Below are 24,168 nucleotides of genomic sequence, written 5' to 3'. Positions count from 1 at the left end.
TTTGATACGCTGAGAACGTTCTACTCATTGGGGTGCACAAAGATTGTGCCTCCCCTCTGTTCGTGAAGGAGCTATGATGCTTCGACAATTATTTGCTCGCCCTACGAGGCGGGTTATCCAGGCTGGTGGCACGGTACTGTTGGCTGGTGCCATGGTGTGCGGTAGCGTGCCGGCATATTCTCTTGGTGTTCTGAAACCTCGCCAAGTGACCCCTATTGTGCAGCCCAATGAACCGGCGGTGACCTGTAACGACCGTGCAATCTACGAATATAAGTACCTTCCGAATGCTTATGTGACTTACGGTCGCAAGATTATCTACGACTGGGCTGAGTGCGTTGGTCTAATTTCTGAATACCAGAAGTATCAGCTAATCGAAGAAAACACCGTAATGTCCCGTGGGCAGTTTGTGGAGTATTTGTATCGCCTGTCGGGTTCTCCTGAGGTGAAGAATCTTCCGGCTCAGTCTCCGTATGGTGATATTAAGACTGATGATCCGCGTCTTCCTGTAGTGATGTGGGCTCGTCAGCGGGGCATTACCTGGGGTTGGAGTGATGGGAATTTCCATTACGATGCCCCCGCGAATGAAACGACGACAGTAATCATGGCATACCGCCTAGCTGGTAGTCCGGCGGTCAAGCTACCCGATATGAATCCTCCGAATGAGGAAGAGCCCTGGACCAAGCGGAACCCCAACCTTCCTTACGGCTCAGAGTTACATCGGGCCTATGTTTGGTTGAAATACACTGGAGCCGGCTCTGATAAGAAGTACACTGGCTTCCACGAATCGATTAGACACCATGACGTAGCGAGCATGGACTATGAAGGTCGACGAGTGAGCCAATGGACTTTCCAAGCAACATATGAACAGGCTTTTGAAGTATTGCGAATGGCAGATACTCGAGGTGCATTCTAAAAACATTTATAAAGAGAAGGCACCTTAGAACAGAACACTAGGGCAACACAAAAGAGTGTGGGGCGGGTTCCCGATAAGGAACCCGCCCCACACTCTTAACACGTGCTCTCCCAAACGCGTAGACAAGACAGACTAGACGCTCTCACGCGAGGCATGATGCTGCAACACCGCACCCGCAGCAACCGCATCCCGCTGAGCCCGCGCCGCACGAGCCTTAGCCCGCGCCTGATGCTGACGCTGACGACGCAACTCATCACGCCCATCAATACGCATCTTCTTATCCACCGCATCCATCGACCAGTGACGCACAAACCGGCACGACGCACCCTCAACCGGCTGCGTAGTCTCCGTCAACGTATCCAACACAGCCTTCAACGCATGACGGCTCGCCGCAGTCAACGCATCACGACTCGTACCGCCACGAACACCCACCGTACGCTTCGGCGTGAACAACACACTCGCCCCACGCGGCACACCGCGATACTCAGCGAACGACACCGAATCCACGCCCAGGCGCTTAGCCATCACCTCAATAGCCGGCGGATTCTGATCCACACACACGAACTTACGACCCAGCTGAGCCGCAGCCGCACCCGTAGAACCAGAACCAGCGAAGAAATCCAACACCCAATCACCCGGGCGGGAACTCGCCGCAATCATACGGCGCAACAAACCCGTAGGCTTCTGCGTGGGATACCCCGTCTTCTCCTTACCCGTCGGCGACACAATAGTATGCCACCACACATCTGTAGGGAGCTTACCGCGAGAAGCCTTCTCCTCCGTCACCAAACCGGGAGCCATATACGGTTCACGATCAACCTCCGCAGTATTGAAGTAATAGCTGCGGTGATCCTTCGCGTACACCAAAATATTGTCGTGCTTCGTCGGCCAGCGGCGCGTAGACTTCGCACCGTAGTCATAAGCCCAAATCAGCTCATTAATGAAGTTCTCACGACCAAAAATCATGTCGCACATAATCTTCACATAATGAACCTCACGCCAATCCAGGTGCAGGTACAAGGTGCCGTCCTGCGCGAGCAGACGATGCGCCTGCTCAATACGCGGTGCTAGGAACGCCCAATAATCCTCGAACGAGTCGTTATAACTCGCCAGAGTCTGCAGGGTGCTCGAATAGCTCTTGCCCTTAAAACCGGTGCGATCACCCTTCTCAGAAGCTTCCGCGCTCAATGCGCGGCGCGTCTGCTTCTTACCCGTATTGAACGGCGGATCAATATAAATCACGGTGAACGCACCATCGGGCAGCTCACGCAGATACTCCAGGTTATCTGCCTGCACCAGCAGCGACGGGCCCTGCGGGTCGAAAAGCGCCGAATCCGCGGGGTGCGCCTCAGCGGCAGGGGAGGGCGCGGCGGGCACCGGGGATGCTGAAATACCCAACCCCGGCCCTAGCCTTCAGAACCAGCACGGTCAGCGCCACGGCCCTTACCGCGAGAACCCTCAGCGCGAGAACCCTCAGAACGGCGGCGGGTACGGCGGCGACCCTCACCCTCCACGGGCTGACCCTCAACACGGCGGGTACGGCGACGCTGACGAGGCGCACGCTCAGAACGCTCAGAAGAACGTTCGGAAGAACGCTCAGAAGAACGTTCGGATGCGCCCTGCTCGGTACGCTCCGCACGCTCAGAAGAACGCTCGGAACGCTCAGTGCGCTTGCGGCCCTCGGAACGGTTACGGCGCTCGCCGCGGCCCTCACCGGAACGACCCTCACGGCCACCGTCACGACCGCCGCGAGAACGGCGCGAACCCTTCTCACCGTCACGACCGCCAGAACGGCCACCCTCACGGGAACCGTCGCGGCCACCGCGAGAACGAGCCGGGCGACCATCACGCGAGTCACGGGCGCTCTCAAAGAACTCGTCGCCCATGCCCTCAGCCACACGCTCCTCGCGCGGCAGGCGGCCCTTAGTGCCAGCCGGAATGTTCAGGTCATGGAACAGGTGCTCAGAGGAAGAGTAGGTCTCAACCGGCTCAGGAACACCCAGCTCCAGGGCGTCGTTAATGACCTTCCAGCGCGGCAGGTCATCCCAGTCAACCAGGGTCACAGCGGTACCCTCATTGCCCGCACGGCCGGTACGGCCGGTACGATGCAGGTAAGTCTTCTCATCCTCGGGCACGCGGTGGTTAATCACGTGGGTCACGTCTTCAACGTCAATACCGCGAGCCGCCACATCGGTCGCAACCAGAATGTCGACCTTGCCGGAGCGGAAAGCCTTCAGCGCCTGCTCACGCGCAACCTGGTTCAGGTCACCGTGCAGGGGAGCGGCAGCGAAGCCACGGTTCACCAGCTCCTCCGCTACGCGGGCAGCGTCACGCTTGGTCTTGGTGAAGATGACGGTGCGGCCGCGGCCGGTAGCGCGCAGAATGCGGCCAATCATCTCGTCCTTGTCCAGGTGGTGCGCACGGTAGACGACCTGGCGGATCGACGCCTTAGTCTTCGAGGCGTCCTCGGGGTCAGCGGCGCTAATGCGCATGGGCTTGGTCATGTACTGGCGTGCCATCGCAATGACCGGGCCGGGCATGGTTGCGGAGAACAGCATGCTCTGGCGGTCCTCCGGTAGGTAGCTGAGGATCTTCTCAACCGACGGCTGGAAACCCAAATCCAGCATCTCGTCAGCCTCATCGAGGACCACGATCTTAACCTGCTTCAGGTTCAGGAAGCCCTGCTGGTACAGGTCGATAATGCGGCCGGGGGTGCCCACCGCAACCTCCAAGCCGCGGCGCAGCAGCTCAGCCTGAGGCTCAATCGGCACACCACCGTACAGGGTGGCGACGCGGGCGTTGCGCAGCTTCGCAGCAATCGCCAGGTCCTCGCCCACCTGAATAGCAAGCTCACGGGTCGGAACCAGAATCAGCGCCTGAGGTGCGCCGGGGTACTCCAAATCAGCCCAACCCTCATCGTCGCGGCCGACCACACGCTGAATGGTGGGCAGACCGAAGCCGAGGGTCTTACCGGTACCGGTCTTTGCCTGACCAATGATGTCCTGGCCAGACAGAGCCACGGGAAGAGTCAGCTCCTGGATGGGGAAGGGGGAGGTAATGCCAACTGCCGCGAGGGCGTCGCTAATATCCTGGCGAACGCCGAAGTCGGCGAAGGACTTTGCAGTCTGAGTGGTTTCCTGCGTGTTCGTTTCAGTCACTGGACCGTATCTTTCTACCCCTGCTCGGGGTGTGTTTCTCCCCGTAACGGGGTGTACCAGTCAGCGCCTCAACGGTGGAGGCGGTGACGGGCGGGCGTCGAAAGCCGGCCGCGGGAAATTCTTACACGGGAAATTCTTACCGAGACGCCGCCTGCACGCATGGTTATTACTCATGGTTCATTCATGATGAGAAGGCGGTGCAGCCTCGGGGTCTTGAAAGGGGTACGACCGGTCATTCACTTAACCCCTCAATATTAACCCGGATTTGCTTCGGGCGCACCCCCGACCGGTTGTGGTGTGCGCCCGTGATGGGCGATATACCGCCCCAAAACCGGGTGCCGCGAGGTTTTTGTGTAGGCGGTTTAAAACGCAAAACCCCGCATTCGGCACGGCGTAACCACGTGGCGCATAAAGCGCACGCGCACAGCGCATAAAGCGCGGTTACGCATCGTGACGGATGCGGGGAAAGCTCAAGCTAAAGGGTAAACAGCTACCGAACTAATTAGGCGCCGATACCGAAACCAACGTGACGCTTAGCGTCAGAACCCAGCTCAACGTAGCCAATCTGAGCGCCAGAAATCAGGGTGGTGTTGCCCTTATCATCCATAATCTGCAGCAGCGAGCCGTCCTCAATAGCCTTCGAGACCTTCTCCATGAGGATTTCCTTAGCCTCACTGGTCTCAACAACGATTTCACGAGCAATGTGGCGAATGCCAATCTTGATTTCCATGAGTCTCCTCGCAGAATAGTCCGGTGCAACCAAACGTGCGCCGGGTATGGGAACTGTCTTATCTAGCATCTACTCTAGCGTGAATACGCCCATCGGCACCGTGAACGGGCGGTACTTCGCCGGGGGCTAATAAAATACTCGCCGCCGGATGCGCGAAAATGCGCGTGAAAAACGCCGGAAAAATGCCGGAAAATACCGGGAAGAGCGGGGGAGAGGAGGCTCTTAAGAGTCCTCCACCTGAATGCCGTAGAGAGTCTCCAGCGCCTGCACGTAATCCTCTGCGCGGCCCTCCGACGCCAGCTTCTTGGCGCGCACCGTCGGGGTGTGCAGAAGAGACTTCACCATGCGGCGCATCGCCAGCTCAAATTGCTCCGTCGCCGCACCGCAACCAAACTGGTTACGTACCTTCTCCAGCTCGGAATCCAGCACATCCATAGTGTGCGAGCGCAGCGCAACAATCGCGGAGTCAATCGTGCGGGAACGCTGACGAGACACAAACGCCGCCAGCTCAGACTCCACGATGCGCGTAGCCGTCGCCACGGATTCCTCGGTCTCCTCGGGGGCGGCAAGGCGCACCGACTCGAGCGTAATCAGCTCAACATGCGGCAGGTCAGCGACCGACGGATCAAAGTCACGTGAAAGAGCAAGGTCAAGAATCGTGTGGTGACCAGCCGGAATCTGCTCGGGAAGCAGCGGATCTGAGCCGCCAGAGCAGCCAATAATCACGTCAGCCTCAGCCATCGCCTGTTCCATGCCGTCCTCGGGCACCGCGAAGACGTCGCGCTTCGCCGCGAACTCCGGGGCGCGACCAGAACGGGAATTGACCCAAATATCGGTGCAACCGCGCTCGCGCAGAGCCGCAATGGTTGCACCCGCATAAGCACCCGTACCAAAAATTAGGGCGCGTCGGGTCGACCAGTCCTTCTCGGCAACCTCATCCGCAAGATCCAAGGCAACAGACACAATCGAGCGGCCCTGGGCGCCAAGCGCCGTGTGCTGACCTACCTGACGAGCCGTATGCGCTGCATGCTCAAATAGCTGAACCAGCTCACCGGGAAGGGACACACCGTCCTCTTGCGCCTTCGCCTGCGCGGCGGCCAGGGCGCGGCGCACCTGACCGGTGATTTCGCGCTCGCCGACCACGGCAGATTCCAGGCCGGAGGCGACCGTCAGCAGGTGGCGTGCAGCCTCCTCGTCGGCGTACACGTCGAAGCTGGAATCAACCAGTTCTTTGTCTAAGCCGGAGGTGCGTGCAATCGAATCAGCAATCAGCTCACGAACCATGTGTACATGGGCGGATACGTGTAGCTGAACATACATTTCAAGCCGGTTACAGGTGGCAAGAACGACTGCACCCTTCACGCCCAGCTGGCGTGCCATATCGCCCGCCAGAACATCGGGTACGCCGGAAGCACCGGCGCTCAACGCAGCGACGGTGGTCAGATCAACGGTGTGGTGCGATGCCACAAATGCATAAGTACTCACTAGAGACTAATCATAACCACGCCGACTAAGCCCCTGTAAAGCTCACAGAACCTAAGTTCCATCATCGTAGGGGGCAAGAAAATCTGCACGGTGGGGGAGCGGACACGAAGAGTAGGCATGAACTAAGGTTTCCCTCACTGCTAAGAAAGCCATCATTAGGTAAGAGTCACCATGACATAGTGTCGCAAAAACGCCCATATAAACCTGTCACACTAGACACTATGAGCGAAAACCAGCACACTACCCCCGCGTCGGAAAATGGCCCCGCATCGGCTGCCTCACAGGCACCCGCCCTGCCCGCACACCCCACCGACGCCCAGCGACCCCTGCTCACCGACGAACAGCTCGCACACCTACCCGCAAACCACCCCCTGCGCGCAGGCACCACCGCCGACTCGCCCATGCTCCGCGCCCTCACCGGCCGCCCCTCCAGCCACCGACCCGTCTGGTTCATGCGCCAGGCAGGCCGCTCCCTGCCCGAATACCGCCAGGTACGCGAAGGCATCCCTATGCTGGACGCATGCCTCACCCCCGACCTTGCCGCAGAAATTACCGTGCAGCCCGTCCGACGCCACAAGGTCGACGCCGGTATCTTCTTCTCCGACATCGTCATCCCCATGAAGCTCGCGGGCGTCAACGTCGACATCGTGCCCGGTAAGGGCCCCGTACTCGACCAGCCCGTACGCACCCTCGACGAGGTGCGCGCCCTGCCCGAACTCAAAGACAGCGACCTCGACCCCATCCGCGAAGCCGTCGCCGCCACCGTAGAAATGCTCGGCGACACCCCGCTCATCGGCTTCGCCGGAGCTCCCTTCACCGTCGCCGCCTACATGGTCGAAGGCGGCCCCTCCCGCGACCACCTGCGCCCGCGCACCATGATGCACGCCGACCCCGACGCCTGGCATGAACTCGCCGCCTGGGCAGCCCGCACCGCAGGCCAGTTCCTGCGCGCACAGATCGAGGCGGGCGCATCCTCAGTGCAGCTCTTCGACTCCTGGGCAGGATCCCTCAGCGAAAGCGACTACCGCCGCTACGTGCAGGCGCACTCCGCAACCGCCCTCGATATGGTGCGCGAATACGGTGTGCCGCGCATCCACTTCGGCACCGGCACCACCGCGCTGCTGCCCGCCATGCACGAAGCCGGCGCAGACGTCATCGGCGTGGACTACCGACTGCCGCTGTCCGCAGCGAACACCCTGCTCAACGGCGCTGTACCCCTGCAGGGCAATATCGACCCGGCACTGCTCGCCGCAGGCAGCGAAAACCTCTACGCACACGTAGACGAGGTCCTCGCAGAAGGTAACGCCGCCCCCTCGCACGTGGTTAACCTCGGTCACGGCGTACCCCCGACCACCGACCCGCAGGTGCTCACCGACCTCGTGGCATATATCCACGAACGCACCGCGCAGGCATAGGATAAATAACGATAAATAGACGGCGCAGATGCCGGATACCCTCCGGCATCTGCACCGAACATCTGCACCCCGAACCAACCACCACACCCGTTACCGCAATGGGCAACTCCACTGCAGGCAGACCAAAGGAGAACCACCATGGGCCACACCAACCAGGCACCGCACCGCACCGCACAGGTCAGTTCCTCCGCCGCGCCCCAGAACGCACGAGCTTTCACCCGCAACGAGAAGGCACCCACCGCCATCGTCATCGGCGGCGGCCCCTCCGGCCTGATCTCCGCACGCCGCCTCGCCGCAGCCGGTATGCGCGTCACCCTGCTGGAACAGCGCCACCACCTCGGCGGTGCCGTTGGTGCCCACGAAGTTGGCGGCCTTCTGCTGGACTCCGGCGCAGAATCCTTCGCAACCCGCAGCCCCATTGTCAGCGACCTCGTCAAGGAACTCGGCCTGGGCGACCAGATCGTCAGCCCCAACTCCTACGGCTCCTGGCTGTACCTGCCGCAGGGCGCCCGTCGCACCCCCAGCACCGGCATCATGGGCATCCCCGGCAATGTGAACGATAAGTCACTGATCCCCGTCATCGGTAAGAACGGTCTGCGCCGCGCCCAGGTGGACAAGTTCCTGCCCGTCTCCGCAGGCGAAAACGCGAAGACCCTCGGTGAGCTCGTGCGCATCCGCATGGGTCAGAAAGTGCTCGACAGCCTCGTCGCACCCGTCGTCTCCGGCGTGTACTCCACCCACCCCGACAAGCTCGACGTCGATGCGACCATCCCCGGTCTGCGCGAAGCCTTCCGCAAGCACCGCTCCCTCTCCGCCGCAGCGCACGCTTTCCGTTCGGCAGCCCCCGCAGGCTCACAGGTCGCCGGTATCGTGGGCGGCATGAACCAGCTGTCCGAACGTCTCGTCGAAGACCTGTACGCCTCCGGTGTTCGTATCGTCACCGGATTCGACGTCATCGCCGTTGACCGCGATGAATCCACCGGCCAGTGGTTCATCATCCAGCGCCACACCACCGACGGCGAAAACACCCCCCTCTACGCCGACTACCTGGTGCTCGCCACCGACGGCCCGACCGTGGCACGACTCATCGGCCCGCACGTCTCCACCGCACTACCCGCCCTGGAACCCGGCCCCGAAGTCGCTCTCGTCACCCTCGTCGTTGATGCCCCCGCCCTGGACAAGCACCCCCGCGGCACCGGCCTGCTCGTCTCCGAAGAAGCCACCGCCGTACGCGCCAAGGCACTCACTCACGCCACCGCCAAATGGCAGTGGGTCGCCGAGGCCGCAGGCCCCGGACGCCACGTTGTGCGCCTCTCCTACGGCCGCGGCGGCGAAGACGCCCGCTTCTCAGAAGTGGCACTCGCCGATGAACAGCTCATCACCCTCGCCCTGCGCGACGCCACCCGCATGATGGATGTAGCCCTCACCCGCAGCAACCTCGTCGACGCGGACGTCGTACGCTGGCGCGGCGTACTGCCCGCCTCCACCCCCGGCCACCGCGACCGAGTTAAGGAATTCCGCGAACGCGCCAGCGAACTCGGAACCCTCAGCACCGTCGGCTCCTGGGCGGCAGGCTCCGGCCTGGTCGTAACCGTCAAAGACACCTACGAGCAGATGGACCGCCTCATCTACCACGCAGCACAGGACTGGGAAGGCGTCACCTCCCCGAAAGCCGCAACCGCCAAGTAGACGGCGCGGCGGCAGAAGCTTAGCCAATAACTCAGCTCAGCCAGCAACTAGACCAAAAAAATTGAGAAAACGCGCAGCTACGGAAGCCGCGCCTCCAGCACAGCGAACCCTCGCTGAAGAAAGGAACACACAATGTCTCACGATCACGCAGCACACGGCCACGGCGGCGCACACGGCGCAGGTCAGGGCGGCTACACCCACGCAGGCCACGGCTACGGCGGCGCACCCAAGGGCTACGCTGTCCAGCACTCCGCAGCTGACGAGAACCGCCGCGGCCGCGAAGAAGGCGAAACCCTGCACTACGCCCTCTACACCGTGTTCGCACGCTCCGGCGCACGCCCCGCAGAGTCCAACACCGACGAGGCACGCGCAGAGTTCGAGAAGGTCGCAGAACAGCTCGCAGCAGACGGCGTGACCCTGCGCGGCATCTACGACGTCTCCGCAATGCGCGACAACGCAGACGTCATGATCTGGACCCACGGCGCAACCCCCGAAAAGCTGCAGGCAGCAGTCCGCAAGATCCGCCGCACCGCACTCTTCGCAGGCACCACTATCGTCTGGTCCACCATGGGCGTACACCGCGAAGCAGAATTCACCCGCAACCACGCACCCGCCTACGCACGCGGCAAGGCACCCGAAGCATGGGTCTGCGTCTACCCCTTCGTACGCTCCTACGACTGGTACTACATGAATCCCGAACGCCGCGCAGAAATGCTCAAGAACCACGGCATGAAGGCAATCGACTTCCCGCAGATTCTGGCAAACACCGTCGCAACCTTCGGCATGAACGACTACGAGTGGGTCCTCGCCCTCGAAGCACCCCAGCTCGTTGACCTCGTCGACATGATGCGCCACTTCCGCAACACCGAAGCACGCCTGCACGTACGTGAGGAAACGCCCTTCTACACCGGCCGCCGCATTGGCGCAGATGAAGTAGCAGAGGTTCTGGCGTGAGCCATCAGCCGAACAACGGCGTAACCCTCAACGGCACGCTCCTGCCTGACGATGTGGTACCCAACCGCACCGACCCGGCGAACACCGCCTCCAACGGCCCCGCCGTGCTCAACGAACAGACCCTCGGCGACTACCGAAGCGAACGCAGCATCACCCGTGAACGTGCCGAAGAGGCACGCCCCTACGACCTGGTGATCCTGTCCTCCTTCGGTGGCCCCGAGGGGCAGGAGGACGTCATCCCGTTCCTGCGCAACGTGACCGCTGGCCGCGGTATCCCGGATGAGCGCCTCGAAGAGGTCGCCACCCACTACCGCGCCAACGGCGGCGTCTCGCCCATTAACGAGCAGAACCGTGCCCTGCTCGCCGCGCTGCAGCAGGCGCTCGCGGAACGCGGCCCGCGCATCCCGATCACCTGGGCGAACCGCAACTGGAAGCCCTACGTGAAGGACGTGCTCGCCGAAGCCTACGAGAACGGGCACCGTAATGTGCTCGTGCTGGCGACCAGCGCCTACCCCGGCTACTCGAGCTGCCGCCAGTACCGTGAGGACTACGGCATGGCGATTGAGCAGCTCGGCCTGGAAGGTCGCGTGCACGTGGGCAAGATCCGTCAGTTCTTTGACGTGCCCGGCTTTTCCCGCGCTTTTGCTGACGGGCTGAAGGACGGCCTCGCCACGGTGCGTGAGCAGCTCGCCGCACGCGATAGCGGTTCGCTGAACCCGCGCCTGCGCATCATGTTCTGCACCCACTCGGTGCCGACCTCCGCGGCGAATGAGGCAGGTCCGCGCGGCGTGAACTACGAGGGCGGCTCCGCCTACGTGGAGAAGCACCTGCAGGTCGCTCGCGCCGTGCTTTCGCTGGTTCGCGATGAAGCCCCGCAGCTTCTGCAGAACGTCGAATGGGAGCTGGTGTACCAGTCCCGTTCCGGCCCGCCGTCCATGCCGTGGCTGGAACCGGACGTCAACGACGCCCTGGAGGCGCTGTCCACCCCCGCCAACCCGGCGGAGGACGGCGAAGCCCCCGTGGAAGGCGTCGTGCTGGTGCCCCTCGGCTTCGTCTCCGACCATATGGAAGTCAAGTGGGATCTGGACACCGAGGCGCTGGACACCTGCGAACGCCTGGGCGTGGTTGCCGTGCGCACCCCCACCCCCGGCACGCATCCGGCGTACGTGGAGTCGCTGCGCCGCCTCATTGAGGAGCGCGTGGAGAACGGCGTTTTAGCCGACCTGCGCCCCGAACGTGAGAGCGTCCTCGCCCCGAGCGCGAGCGGTCAGTACGGCTGGTTCGACGAGTGCGAACCCGCCTGCTGCAAGCCCGGCCGTGGCGCGCCGAAGCCGGTCATCGCCGAGTACGCAGCCGGTGCTGATACCGCCGAGTCTGAGGAAGCTCCCGCCAGCCGCTCCGGTGGATGCGGCTCCGGCGGATGTTGCTCCCACTAACACTATCTGTAGCTCCGGCTCGCCCCAACACCCCCTGACCGGGGTGTGCGGGCGGGTCGGAGCCGCACTGCCTACAAGCCCACACACAGCTGTGGCGCACAGAGTTGCAGGCACAGCTCAACGCACAGACACACGCACCTACGGGCTATCACACACATCACCGAAAAGGAGAGATATGAGCCATCACGAGTACATCTTGGGCACCCGCGGGTCTGCTCTCGCCCTGACCCAAAGCCGTATTGCCGCTGAAACCGTCACCTCCCTCTACACCGAACACCAGGCACACCACGGCGCCGCAGATGCCGAGGTCGTTGACTTCACCCTGCGCACCGTCAAAACCGAAGGCGACGTGCTCACCGGGCCCCTGGCAACCCTCGGCGGCACCGGCGTATTCGCGGCGGCACTGCGCCAGCGTCTGCTCGACGGTGAGAACGCCTCCGAAGAAAACCGCGTGGACATGGCAGTACACTCCCTCAAGGACCTGCCCTCCGCACCCTGCCCCGGCCTGGTGGTCGCTGCAACCCTCAAGCGTGAAGACCCCCGCGACGCCCTCGTGGCACGTGACGGTCTAACCGTAGACACCCTGCCCGAAGGCTCCCGCGTGGGCACCGGCTCACCCCGCCGCGCCGCCCAGCTGCGTGCACTGCGCCCCGACCTTGAAATCGTGGACATTCGCGGTAACGTGGGCACCCGCATCGGCCGCGTGAAGGGCCTGGAAGAGCACGCCGGCAAGCAGGTCGTACTCCGCCAGAACACCGAAACTTCCGAGCGCGTCGACCACGGTGTAGGCACCGAACGCAGCGGCGACTGCGATGCCGTGGTGCTCGCCGTCTCCGGCCTTAAGCGCCTGGGCAAGGAAGAACTCATCACCGAGTACCTTGACCCCACCCGCATGCTGCCCGCCCCCGGCCAGGGTGCGCTCGCCCTGGAAGTGCGCGAAAGCGAATTCGAGAACCCGGACCCCGCCGTGCTCGCCGACCCCGAGGTGGCGCGCCCGGTGCGTGCCCTCGGCCGTGCCCTGCTCACTGCAAACCACCACGAAACCCGCCTCGCGGTCAGCGCCGAACGTGCCCTGCTGCGCCGCCTCGAAGCCGGATGCGCCGCACCCATCGGCGCGTACGCGCACGTGGTTGAAGGCGACCTGGTGCTTAACGTTGTGGTGGCGTCCCCGGACGGCACTGACATGCTGCGCCACACCTCGGCAACCGCCGAGCTGGATGTGCCCGGCGCCGAACGCCTGGGCGTGCGCGTGGCAGAAGACCTGCTGCAGATGGGTGCCGCCGCCCTGGCCGGATTGGATCTGAAGTAGGCGTCATGTCTGCCGCTAGTCCGCAAGCTCACCATGGCTCTGAATCCCCGCGCACGGTTCTGCTGACACGCTCCGCCGCCCAGGGCGCCGCCTTTGCCCGCGCCCTCGCCGAAGAAAGCGCGCAGAACGGGTTGGGGGAGCCCCGGGTACTCTTCGCCCCGCTACAGCAGGCACGCACCGTCAAACCGGGCGCAGAGCACGCCGCCGCGCTCGAGGCGCTCGCCTCCGGTCACTATGCGTGGGTGAGCTTCACAAGCGCCAACACGGTTCGCGCCTGCGCCGAGCTGTGGGGCGACGAGTTTGCCCGCGCCTGCGCGAGTGGGGGAGTGCGCATCGCCTGCGTGGGTGCGGCAACCGCCCGCGCCGTGCACACCCAGCTGGGGCTGGGCACGGATTTTCAGCCGCAGGTGCAGAGCGCCGTGGGCATGCTCGCGGAGTTTGAAAAGCCTACAACCGAGCCCGCCGCCGTGCTGGTTCTGGAGGGTTCCAACGCCCGCCCGACCCTGCGCGAAGGCCTCAAAAAACTGGGCTGGGACAGCCGCCGCTGCGTGCTCTACGACATGGTGCCCGCCGAGCAGGTGGCACCCGGCGAGCTGAGCCTTGCCGCCGCCCGCGCGCTCGTACAGGGGACTGCCGCAGATGCCCCCGCGCCGGAAACCCCCGCCCCGGATGTGCTGGTGGTGACCGCCCCCTCCCGCCTGCACGCCCTGCTGGACAGCACCCCCGCGCTATCGCCTGAATCTGTACCGCCCGAATCGGTGCCGCCGGTGGTTGCGATTGGGGCGAGTACCGCCTCCGTATGCCGCGCCTTGAACCTGCGCTACGTGCAGGCCGATTCGCCGTTACCGCAGGATTTGGCGCGTGCTGCTGCATCCCTCATCTACTAAGACCACATATTTTTATCGAGTTTTCAGGAGAGATCATGAACCTCACCCGCCGCCCGCGCCGCCTGCGCACCACCGCAGCCATGCGCTCCCTCGTCGCTGAGACCACCCTGCGCCCCGCGCAGCTGATTCAGGTGTTCTTTGTTCGCGACGGCATCGACGAGCCGCAGCCGATTCGTTCGATGTCCGGTCAGTACCAGCACACCCTGGAGAGCATCATCCCCGCTGTGCGCGAGGCCTACGAGGTGGGCATCCGCTGCATTGACCTGTTCGGCATTCCTCGCGATGAGGATAAGGACGAGATTGGTTCGACCGCGTGGGATCCGCAGGGCATCCTGAACCGTGCGATTGCGGTGTGCCGTGAGGAGTTCGGCGATGACCTGGTGGTTATGGCTGATACCTGCCTGGATGAGTTTACGAGCCACGGTCACTGCGGCGTGCTGGTCGATGACGGCCACGGCACCCTCGTGGTGGATAATGACGAGACTGTGGAGCTGTACTGCAAGATGGCGGTTTCGCAGGCGCGTGCGGGTGCGCACACGGTGTCCCCCTCGGGCATGATGGACGGCCAGATTGCGGCGATGCGCGCCGCCCTGGACGAGGCAGGCTTTGAGGATGTGTCGATTCTGGCGTATTCGGCGAAGTACGCTTCTGCGTTCTTCGGCCCGTTCCGTGACGCGGTGGAGTCCAGCTTCACGGGTGACCGTAAGACCTATCAGCAGGACCCGGCGAACCGCCGCGAGTCACTTCTGGAGGTGCGCGCTGACCTAGAGGAAGGCGCGGATATGGTGATGGTGAAGCCTGCCGGTAGTTACCTGGATATTGTGCGTGAGGTGGCGGAGTTTTCGCCGGTGCCGGTGGCGGCGTATCAGGTATCGGGTGAGTACGCGATGATTGAGGCGGCTGCGGCGAACGGCTGGATTGACCGTAAGGCTGTGGTGCTGGAGTCGCTGCGTTCGATTCACCGTGCCGGTGCGGACGTTATCCTGACCTATTACGGTACGGAGGCGGCAGGCTGGCTCCGTGAGCTGGACGCCTAACCCCTCCCTTCTTTGGATGCCGAGAAGCCACATGTGTTTCGAAAAGCCACGTCTTTGGTGGCTTCTCGAAACACATGTGGCTTCTCGTGGTATATAGGCTGCAGGTTTACTTGTACTGCGCCTTCTGGAAGGACGCGCGGCGTGCCGCCTCCTCCGCATGCTTACCGGCAGGCTTATACCCCATGGTCGTGCAGATTACGCGGCCGTCCACGAAGTACTTCGCCAACATTTCGCGGTCCGCCGGCGAATCCAGCTGCGCCCAGCGTCCCTGCTCAATATTGAACGCAATCTGCGCCACCAAACAATCAATCTGGTGCTCATTCAGCGAATAGTCGTGCTTGCGGCCGCCGGGGAGCAGAATCTCCAGCGTCCACTGGCTCGCGTCCTTCGGGTTCAGCTTGATAGCGTCCGGGTTCTTCGGGTACACACGGAATGCGCGAACCTCAGAGTAGGGGCGGGACTTCGCCGGAAGGAGCAGACGCCCAGCCTGGAACGAATCCGGGTTGTACAGCACGTAATCGCGGCTACGCATCAGCAATATGATAATCAGCAGAACGCCCGCCGCCAGCAAGAACCAGGATGCGTGACCGATATAGATCGCTTCCCAATCCTCGTCAATGCTCCAGCCCGCCAACGAAACCAGGAAGACCGAGGCGAGCAGGAACGCAATACCGCCGAGGATCCAGTAGGCGGTGCGGTCGTCACGGATCGGCTCTACACCCGGCACCGTGCCGCGCACACGGAACGGTGCGCTCAGCTTACCCAGCGTCGCCGAGTAGATGCGCGGCATGCCCAGCACACGGTCGTCCTTGCTGTATCCGCGAACTGCACGCCACTGACGGCGGCCAATACGCGCACCCAGGTACACCATGAGGAACGGCAGAATCAGCGCCGGCAGTACAACGCCGTCGTACACGATATCCCAGTACAGGGTGAAGATAGAGACCGCCACAATCCAGCCCCACAGGTACATGACCGTGTGGAACCAGCCGCTAAACACGCCGGCGCCCTCAATAGAATCCAGCTTCTTCTTCGCCTTCTTCGTGGCGCTACCCTTGCGGGAGGAGCTCAGCGGCGCACCCATCGCGGTGCGTTCCGCGGTGGCGCGGCGCGCCTCATCAACGGGCGAGCCGGACACCTCAAGGTACAGTTCGGCTGCCTTCTCCTTCTTGATGGGCACCGGGTAGGCGATATCCACCAGCAGGCACAAGCCCAGGTACACCATGAAGGCGATCAGCCACACGTCGCGTAGCTGCTCCATGGGCAGTCCCAGAGCGCTCAGATCCATGAGCGGCTCACCTCCTTACGTCTCTCAAACTCCTACGCGGATGCGGCAGCAGCTGCGGCAGCCGGAAGAGCCGAGATGATACGGTCCATCGCCTCATCGTCGTGTGCGGCAGAAACGAACCATGCCTCGAATGCGCTCGGCGGCAGGTACACGCCGGATTCGAGCATGGAGTGGAAGAACGCGTTGTAGCGGCTGGTTGCCGACGCCTTGATGTCGGCGTAGTTGTGCACGCCCTCCTGAGAGGTGCCGAACGCGACCGAGAAGAGGTTACCGGCGCTCTGGATGGAGTGGTCCACACCGGCGGCGTTGAACGCCTCGGTCAGAGCCTGCTGCAGCTGGGCGCTACGCGAATCCAGGTGCGCGTAGACGGCGGCATCAGCCAGGGTCAGGGTCGTAATGCCCGCCGCAACCGACAGCGGGTTACCGGAGAGAGTACCCGCCTGGTAGACCGGACCGACCGGCGCCAGGTGCTCCATGACCTCACGCTTACCGGCCAGCGCCGCGATGGGCATACCGCCACCAATGACCTTGCCGAACGTGAAAATATCGGGAACCCAGCCGCCATCCTCGGGAGCCGCGTAACCCCAATAACCAGCCGAAGACACACGGAAACCGGTCAGCACCTCATCAAAAATGACGAGCGCACCGTTCGCGTGAGCAATCTCGTGCAGGCCACGGTTGAAACCGGGCTCGGGGGTCACCACACCCATGTTGCAGGGCGCCGCCTCAGTAATAATTGCGGCAATCTGACCCTCATGGTTTGCGAACGCCTCACGCACAGCGTCCAGGTCGTTATAGGGCAGAACGATGGTCTCCGAGGCGGTTGCGGCAGTCACGCCAGCAGAACCCGGCAGTGCCAGGGTAGCCACACCCGAACCAGCCTCAGAGAGCAGCGCATCCACGTGACCGTGGTAGCAGCCCGCGAACTTAATAATCTTGTCGCGACCGGTCACACCGCGCGCCAGGCGAATCGCAGTCATAGTCGCTTCAGTACCGGTGGACACCATACGCACCTGATCAATCGCACCGGGAATCGCCGCGTTAATACGGTTGACCACCAGCTCAGCCAGCTCAGCCTCCGGCGCGCTCGCCGCACCAAAGGACAGGCCGCGCTCAGCCGCCTGCTGAACAGCCTCAACCACCTGCGGATGCGCGTGACCCAGAATCGACGGACCCCACGAGCAGACCAGGTCAACGTACTCGTTGCCGTCCGCATCGTACAGGTACGCGCCCTTAGCCTTCGCGGCAAATGCGGGGGTGCCGCCCACAGAATTGAAGGCGCGCACCGGGGAATTCACGCCGCCGGGAATCACCGCGCGAGAACGCTCAAACAGCTTCTCGCTGGCTTCATGGTGCAGCGGGTGGGTAGAGGAAGGAGTCATCGTATCGGTGCCTTTCAACAGGGACGGCGAACTAAAGAATTACAAGGGACGACGTGCAACGGGCAACGGAGCCCGCACGCCACTAGCGTCCCGTACCTAACCATCATAGGCGCTACAGATGAATCGCAGGTGACAAGCACCTGAACGTACCGAAAGGTGACGATAAAACACAACAGACAAGTTAGGGAACAGAGAGGATGCGCAACGCGCTAACGCATATGCCGGTCAGTATCCAGACGGTTCAGCACCTGAGTGTCCTGATCGAACAGCCAGTTCTTATCAAAGAGCAGACGCACAAACGCCAGGCCCATACCTAACGCCATGAAAATCAGCATGGACTGCACAAAACCGGTCGTCGCCGAATACATATCACCGCTAGCAAAATGCGACATCGAACGGTAGAACAGCACACCCGGAACCATCGTCACCACCGCCGGAACCGACAGGGAAATACGCGTGTACTTACGGTGATGCAGCGGCGCCACAATCTCAGCCAAAATACCCACACCAAACACGGCAATCGTCGCCGCCATATGCGCGGGCATACCAGCCTCAACCATGTGAATACGGGCGGGATTCGCCACCGCAGCAATCACGCCACCCCACAGACACGCCACCGGGGAGGCTGCAAAAAGCATCGCGAAACCAGCCGCCGCAACACCCGAAGAAAGCACCTGCAGAAGCAAATACAGGGTCGGATCCAGGTTAAGAGGCGCCGGGGCAGCCAGCGGCAAATGGAACATCGAGCCCAAAAGCCACACCGCAAACGACGCACTAATCAGCAGCAAACCCACATAGGTCAGGCGTGAAATACCCGCCAAAAAGTCCATGCGAGAAATGTCGAGCATACCCGTCACCATGGGGAAGCCCGGCACCAAGAACAGCACCGACGAAATAAAACCAATCATATGGTTCGGGCTAATCCAACTCGCCGCGACCAGCACATTAACAATCGCAATGTACAGGCCCGCCGCCAGGAAGCCACACGCCATCCACGTCGCCATGTGGCTCACACCGCGCTTGAGCAGAGTCGAACGCAAATACTGGCCGGCACCCGCCGCCAAGAATACAACCGAGCACTCCACCAGGCCGCCACGGTTCAGGAACGCGAACCCGGCACACGCCACAGCCGACGCCAGCGCCAACATCCAGCGGGTGTACAGAGGCTTCGCCGAATCGATAAGGTCAAGCTCAGCATTCGCCTCCGCAGGGGTGATCTTTTCAGGAAGCTCAGAAATGAACTTACCCAGCTGATCCAGCTTATGAGCGTTAATGCCCATCGTGCGCTGCTCAGCGACCTCGGTACGGAAATTACCGTCAGTGTACGAAGAAGTCGAAATTTCGGTGAAGGTCACCTGCGCGTGATGCTCCTTCAACCCCACAGCCTTCGCCAAACGCGCCATCGACGCCTTAATACGGTATGCGCTCGCACCCGACTTCATCAGGATGCGGCCCAGGCGGAGCACCACCTGCGACTGCGCCACCAGGTGCTCATGAGCCAGACGGGTAGACCCCAGATAAATACTGCGCGTATTAGTGTCAGGGTACGGCTCGGTAGTGCGGGGCTGATCATCCATGAGAGGCCTTCCGGGTCGTGCTATTCACGTGCTATTCGTGTAGGTATGGTTCCATATCTAGCATAGGGGAGAAGCCCAAACGGGGATAGTGTCAGCCCGTCAGTAAAAGAGAGGTGTTTGGGGATGCTGCCTAGGTTTTTAGCGGCGCAGTTTTATCGGCGCAGTTTTATCGGCGCACAGGCCAGCGGCCGTCAATGACCTCAGATTCCTTACCCGGCTGCGTACGCAACCACGCCTGGAAGCTCGCCGCCTGCTCCGCCGCCCACTGAATCTGCTGCTCGTGCAGCTGGCGCGCATCCACGTTGAGAACTTGCGGGAACTGCTCGGTCAGCTTCACCAGCAGACGCTCCGCCGCCAGGGCATCATCAGCGGAGGTGTGCGCGTTCTCCAGGGAGACACCGTACTCGGCGGCAAGAACCTCAAGGGTGCGCTTGCCGCGCTTACGCGGAATCACGTGCTTATGCAGAACATACGGGTCGAGCACCACACCCGGCGGCAGCTCACCATTGGCAATATTGTGGCGCAGCATCTCGTGGTGCAGCACCGAGAAATCGTAGGCGGCATTGAACGCAATAATCGGCACACCGTCAAGGTTCAGCGCACCAATCGCGCCGGCAAGCTCCCACACGACCTCGCGGGCGGGACGGCCGTGCTCACGCGCGTACTCGGTCGTAATACCGTGCACGGCGGCGGCACCGGCAGGGATCTCGACGCCGGGGTCAGCCAGCCACTCGCCACGGCGCACCACATTACCCTGAGGGTCCAGCAGGATCAGGGAAGCAGTCACGATGCGGGCGGTGGTGACGTCCACACCGGTGGTTTCAAGGTCAAAAGTGGCGCGCAGGCCGTTCATCCAGGTCATGCTATAAGACTAACCCAGCGGCGGTGCAGGCGCGCGCCCGGTGGTCACGCGGCTGTGGATACCCCCCCGGCAGAGCAGCATTAAGCCCTGGGAGCGGCATATTAAGTCACCGAGGCGGCACATAAGTAGCTGACGAGCCCACAAGACCACCGACAAAGTACAACCTCCGCCCACCCGATAGACTGAAACCATGACAACCCAACTTCTCACCGGCATCCCCGGAAGCGGTAAAACCTACAACCTCACCGAACGTGCCCTGCGCTACCTCGCCGACGGCAACGACCCCGCCCGCCTGCTCATCCTCGCACCCACCCGCACCGCCGCAACCCGCATGCGAGACACCATCGCCGCATCCAGCGACCGCAGCCTCTCCGTAGCGCCCACCCGCGCCTGGGCCGCATACGCCTTCGACCTGCTCAAACGAGCCCAAACCCGCGGGCTACTCAGCGGCGTAGAAGGCAACCTCAAACTCCTCTCCGGTCCCGAACAAGACGTCATCATCGGCGAACTACTCGCCAACCACGCCGAAGGCATCGCCCCCGGACCCGCCTGGCCCGACGTACTCCGCGACGCCCTCGCAACCCGCGGCTTCCGCCACGAAATCCGCGACTTCTTCGACCGCATGGCAGAATACGACCTCACCGCCGAAGACGTACACGCCCTCGCCACCGAACACAACCAACCCGCCTGGCACGCCCTCGCCCAACTGCACACCGAATACCGTGCCGTGCGAGCCCTCCGCGCCAAAAACGCCTACGACCCGGCAGTACTCATCAACGACGCCTGCCGGCTGCTGCTGCGCACCCCCGAATTCCTCGCCGAAGAACGCCGCCGCTACGACCTAATCCTCATCGACGACGTGCAGGAACTCAGCCCCTCCATCTACCGGCTGCTGCGCCTCATCGCAGCAGAAGTCGCCCCCGCAGACGCCGCGCACCTGACCGAAACCCACCCCGACCTCTTCGCTGAAGGTCCCCAGGTTGTCATGACCTACAGCGATGAAGCCGTGGTCCAGGGCTTCCGAGGCGCCCGCCCCGACCTCGTCACCACCCTGCAGGCAAGCTTCCCCAGCATGCGCACCCGCACGCTCACCACCTCGTACCGCCTGCCCGCACTCATGATGCCGCTCGTGGCGGACATTCGCCGCCGCCTGCCGCGCTACACCCGGTTCGTGCCGCTCACCGCTGAACAGGATGGAGCGAAGAACGGTGCGCCCGCAACCTTCGGACGTATCAACACCACCCCCGCCGACGAAGCCCTCACCTGGGGTGCCGTCGACGAACCGCTGCTGCACCTGGGCGCCGACGGCAAAATCCTCGACCCCGCACACTACCGCACCGCACCCGCTGGCGTGTATAAGTATGCGCTCTCCAGCTCTCAGGATGAGGCGAACCTCATCGCCCAAATGCTGCTCGAAGAACGCATCTACGGCAACCACCCCTACCGCGAGTCCGTCATCATCGTGCGTAGCAGCGCGGACGTGGCACGCATCCGCCGCGTGCTCTCCTCGAACGGTATTCCCTCGCGTACCTCCGCGGCGCTCGTGCCGGTGCGCGACGAACCCGCCGTACGCCCCTTCCTGGACGCGCTCAGCCTGCTCGTCTACGCCCGCAAGCGCGGCGAGAAGGCACTCAACCCCGCCGTGCACATGCCCGCCGCAGAAGGTGCAGAAGGTGCGGAGGCGGCGGAGCGTGGCGGCTACGAAACCCTCAGCGCCACCGAAGCTGAAGAGCTCATGCGCCGAAGCCTCGACGACGTCATCGCCGAAGAAAGCCGCGCCAACCCCCTCGGCGGCGCGCAGAGCGCCATCACCCTGCTCACCTCCCGGCTCGGTGGCGCATCCAGCATGGACGTGCGACGACTCCGCCAGCAGTTGCGATCCATCGAACTGCAAAGCGGCGGCCACCGCCCCAGCGACGACCTGCTCCTCGGCGCCCTGCTACACCCCGAAACCCTCCCCGAAGAGGGCGTAGGACGCGCCGTGCACCGCATCGCAGCTGTGCTCTCCGCCGGACGTAAAGCACTCGCCCGCCCCGAATCCACCAGCACCGAAGTGCTCTGGGCACTCTGGGAAGCCAGCGGCCTCGAAAAGTCCTGGGTCGCCCAGTCGCACGGCGCAGGCCCCGACGCCGACGCAGCTCACCGAAACCTCGACGCCATGATCGCTCTCTTCGAAGCCGCCGACCGATTCGACGAGCAGATGCGCGGCGCCGGTGCCGAGCAGTTCCTCGACTTCATCGACGCGCAGAACCTGCCCATGGACACCCTCGCCGCCCGCGGCGTACGCCAAGACGCGGTCGAGATTCTCACCCCCGCACTCGCCGCAGGTCAGTCCTGGCGCACCGTATATGTATGCGGTCTGCAGGAAGGAACCTGGCCCAACACCACCGTGCGCGGCTCCCTGCTGAGCACCGGCGACCTTACGGACCTGTGCGATGCGCGCCTCCGCCAGCGTGCCCAGCAGGCAGAACAACAGGCGGGGGAGAGCGAGCAGCCTGTGCCACCCGCGCGCATCCGTAGCTACCCCGAACGCGTGCGCGACACCCGCCACGACGAGCTACGCATGTTTGCCGTTGCCGCCACCCGAGCCAGCACCCGCCTCGTGCTCACCGCCGTACGCAATGACGATCAGGCACCCGGCGAGTTCTTCGACTTCGTGCTGCCCACCGACGCGGTCGGCGACTCCACGGACGTGCCCATCACCCGCGTGCGCCGCCCCGCGACCCTGCGTTCCCTCGTGGCGGAGCTTCGCCGCACCCTCGTTGAGGAATCGATGAACGCGATGCGTGCCGAAGACGCCCAGCAGGAGGACACACAGCAGAACGGCGCACCGATGCACAACGCACCGGAGGAAGATACGCTCACCCCGGAGGCTTCCGCGTACCGACTCGATGCCGCCTCCCGCACTCTGGCGCGCCTGGCGAATGCGCAGGCACCCGGCGCCGCACCCGACGAGTGGTGGGGTCTGCTGCCGCTTTCTAGCACGGAGCTGCTCTTTGCGCACCGCCCGGCAGACCACGCTGAGCTGGACGAAAACCACGGTGAAGACGGCGAAGAACAGGCTGAAAACCCTGCCGAAAACCCCGGCCGCCGCACGATTACGCTTTCGCCCTCGCGCCTGGAAACCATCCACAGCTCCCCGCTGGACTGGCTGGTTTCCGCCGCCCGCGCGGAAGCCCAGACCGACCTGTCCCGCTCGCTCGGAACGCTCGTGCATGCCATCGCCGAGGAGTACCCGACCGGCACCCTCGAAGAGCTCCAAACCGCCCTCGACGAGCGCATTAGCTCCCTCGGTGTGCCCGCCCGCAAGGAGGACGAAACCGACGAAGAGTACCGCGAGCGCGTGCCCTGGGAATCCTACGCCCTCTACGAGCGCGCCAAGCGCATGATTCTGCGCCTGAGCTACTACTACCGTCAGCACATGGGTGACGCCGGCTGGCAGAACCTCGGTGTTGAAGGCTCCTTCGCGGTGCGTGTGCCCGTGCCCTTCGACCCCGCCGGTGAGGTCGGCGAGCTGGATGCGCTGCTCACCGGTCGTGTGGACCGCCTCGAGGGTACCGCCCCGGCGGAGGACGGCACCCGCCGCTACGCCATTGTTGACCTGAAAACAGGTAAGTCTAAGCCGACCGGCTCGGAGATGGAGACGCATCCGCAGCTTGCCGCCTACCAGATCGCAGTGGAGGCTGGCGCGGGTGAGCAACTGGAGGAGCGTTACCGCGCCGAAGCTGCCGCCCTGGAGACGGGTGAACCGCTACCGGATGCCCGCCCCCAGGAACTGGAATACACCGGCTACACGGGTCATTCCGCAGGCGCGGCGCTCGTGCAGTTGGGCGCCTCGGGTGTGAATGACGAGAGCAAGACTCGTCTGCAGGTTCAACCCGCTCTGACGGAGCATGATTCGTGGGCGGCTGAGTTGGTGCAGCACGCCGCGGAGCTGATTGCTGGCTCGCAGGTGCAGGCTCGTCACCGTGAGGGCGGCTATGGGTGCCGCCTGCCGGAGATCTGCCCGATTTGTACGCGCGGCCGCCAGGTGACTCAGCCCTAGT

The 24,168-nt window shown here is 63.2% G+C and carries 17 protein-coding genes; 9 read left to right on the top strand and 8 right to left on the bottom strand.

The window, feature by feature from the left end; all coding sequences use genetic code 11:
* Nucleotides 1–73: 73 nt before the first annotated feature.
* On the top strand, nucleotides 74–913 hold the full coding sequence (locus HMPREF2927_RS03015; protein ID WP_246827339.1) for a heme peroxidase: 840 nt from the start codon (nucleotides 74–76) through the stop codon (nucleotides 911–913).
* Between the two features lie 132 nt (nucleotides 914–1,045).
* On the opposite strand, the gene HMPREF2927_RS03010 is transcribed toward HMPREF2927_RS03015, so the two are convergent.
* From HMPREF2927_RS03010 to HMPREF2927_RS02995, 4 genes are all read right to left on the bottom strand, one after another.
* The gene (locus HMPREF2927_RS03010; RefSeq protein WP_070685385.1) at nucleotides 1,046–2,311 is read right to left on the bottom strand and encodes a DNA-methyltransferase; all 1,266 of its coding nucleotides are present in this window, start codon (nucleotides 2,309–2,311) and stop codon (nucleotides 1,046–1,048) included.
* 8 nt (nucleotides 2,312–2,319) lie between these two features.
* Complete coding sequence (locus tag HMPREF2927_RS03005) at nucleotides 2,320–4,071, bottom strand: DEAD/DEAH box helicase (RefSeq protein ID WP_070685383.1); 1,752 nt, start codon at nucleotides 4,069–4,071, stop codon at nucleotides 2,320–2,322.
* A gap of 502 nt (nucleotides 4,072–4,573) precedes the next feature.
* Entirely contained in the window at nucleotides 4,574–4,801 is a 228-nt protein-coding gene (locus HMPREF2927_RS03000) for a DUF3107 domain-containing protein (RefSeq protein ID WP_005505268.1), read from the bottom strand.
* A gap of 222 nt (nucleotides 4,802–5,023) precedes the next feature.
* Nucleotides 5,024–6,286: a glutamyl-tRNA reductase gene (locus tag HMPREF2927_RS02995; RefSeq protein ID WP_070685381.1), complete on the bottom strand. Its 1,263-nt coding sequence runs from the start codon at nucleotides 6,284–6,286 to the stop codon at nucleotides 5,024–5,026.
* Between the two features lie 221 nt (nucleotides 6,287–6,507).
* Between HMPREF2927_RS02995 and hemE the strand changes: the two genes are divergently transcribed.
* From hemE to hemB, 7 genes are all read left to right on the top strand, one after another.
* Complete coding sequence (gene hemE, locus HMPREF2927_RS02990) at nucleotides 6,508–7,701, top strand: uroporphyrinogen decarboxylase (protein ID WP_070685380.1); 1,194 nt, start codon at nucleotides 6,508–6,510, stop codon at nucleotides 7,699–7,701.
* A gap of 138 nt (nucleotides 7,702–7,839) precedes the next feature.
* On the top strand, nucleotides 7,840–9,390 hold the full coding sequence (hemG, locus tag HMPREF2927_RS02985) for a protoporphyrinogen oxidase (RefSeq protein ID WP_070685378.1): 1,551 nt from the start codon (nucleotides 7,840–7,842) through the stop codon (nucleotides 9,388–9,390).
* A gap of 132 nt (nucleotides 9,391–9,522) precedes the next feature.
* Nucleotides 9,523–10,344, top strand: a complete 822-nt coding sequence (gene hemQ, locus HMPREF2927_RS02980) for a hydrogen peroxide-dependent heme synthase (RefSeq protein WP_005505272.1) — start codon at nucleotides 9,523–9,525, stop codon at nucleotides 10,342–10,344.
* A complete protein-coding gene (locus HMPREF2927_RS02975) occupies nucleotides 10,341–11,780 on the top strand; it encodes a ferrochelatase (protein ID WP_070685376.1) in 1,440 nt (479 codons plus the stop codon). The genes hemQ and HMPREF2927_RS02975 overlap by 4 nt, the downstream gene beginning before the upstream one ends.
* Before the next feature lie 175 nt (nucleotides 11,781–11,955).
* Nucleotides 11,956–13,089, top strand: a complete 1,134-nt coding sequence (locus tag HMPREF2927_RS02970) for a hydroxymethylbilane synthase (protein WP_070685374.1) — start codon at nucleotides 11,956–11,958, stop codon at nucleotides 13,087–13,089.
* 5 nt (nucleotides 13,090–13,094) lie between these two features.
* Nucleotides 13,095–13,976 (top strand): uroporphyrinogen-III synthase, encoded by an 882-nt coding sequence (locus HMPREF2927_RS02965; protein WP_070685372.1) that lies wholly within the window; start codon nucleotides 13,095–13,097, stop codon nucleotides 13,974–13,976.
* Nucleotides 13,977–14,011: 35 nt separating this feature from the next.
* Complete coding sequence (hemB, locus tag HMPREF2927_RS02960; RefSeq protein ID WP_070685370.1) at nucleotides 14,012–15,013, top strand: porphobilinogen synthase; 1,002 nt, start codon at nucleotides 14,012–14,014, stop codon at nucleotides 15,011–15,013.
* Nucleotides 15,014–15,119: 106 nt separating this feature from the next.
* On the opposite strand, the gene HMPREF2927_RS02955 is transcribed toward hemB, so the two are convergent.
* From HMPREF2927_RS02955 to HMPREF2927_RS02940, 4 genes are all read right to left on the bottom strand, one after another.
* On the bottom strand, nucleotides 15,120–16,301 hold the full coding sequence (locus tag HMPREF2927_RS02955) for a sugar dehydrogenase (RefSeq protein WP_070685368.1): 1,182 nt from the start codon (nucleotides 16,299–16,301) through the stop codon (nucleotides 15,120–15,122).
* Nucleotides 16,302–16,333: 32 nt separating this feature from the next.
* Nucleotides 16,334–17,683: a glutamate-1-semialdehyde 2,1-aminomutase gene (gene hemL, locus HMPREF2927_RS02950; RefSeq protein ID WP_070685366.1), complete on the bottom strand. Its 1,350-nt coding sequence runs from the start codon at nucleotides 17,681–17,683 to the stop codon at nucleotides 16,334–16,336.
* A 209-nt stretch (nucleotides 17,684–17,892) separates the two neighbouring features.
* Nucleotides 17,893–19,260, bottom strand: a complete 1,368-nt coding sequence (locus HMPREF2927_RS02945; RefSeq protein ID WP_070685364.1) for a threonine/serine exporter family protein — start codon at nucleotides 19,258–19,260, stop codon at nucleotides 17,893–17,895.
* 166 nt (nucleotides 19,261–19,426) lie between these two features.
* The gene (locus tag HMPREF2927_RS02940; protein WP_049337874.1) at nucleotides 19,427–20,122 is read right to left on the bottom strand and encodes a 3'-5' exonuclease; all 696 of its coding nucleotides are present in this window, start codon (nucleotides 20,120–20,122) and stop codon (nucleotides 19,427–19,429) included.
* Between the two features lie 190 nt (nucleotides 20,123–20,312).
* Between HMPREF2927_RS02940 and HMPREF2927_RS02935 the strand changes: the two genes are divergently transcribed.
* Nucleotides 20,313–24,167 (top strand): UrvD/REP family ATP-dependent DNA helicase, encoded by a 3,855-nt coding sequence (locus tag HMPREF2927_RS02935; RefSeq protein WP_070685363.1) that lies wholly within the window; start codon nucleotides 20,313–20,315, stop codon nucleotides 24,165–24,167.
* Nucleotide 24,168: the final 1 nt, after the last annotated feature.

Source organism: Rothia sp. HMSC061E04, assembly GCF_001813685.1.
Taxonomy (GTDB): domain Bacteria; phylum Actinomycetota; class Actinomycetes; order Actinomycetales; family Micrococcaceae; genus Rothia; species Rothia mucilaginosa.
Note: the sequence above shows the minus strand (reverse complement) of the source record. Positions and strands in the feature narration are given on the sequence as shown.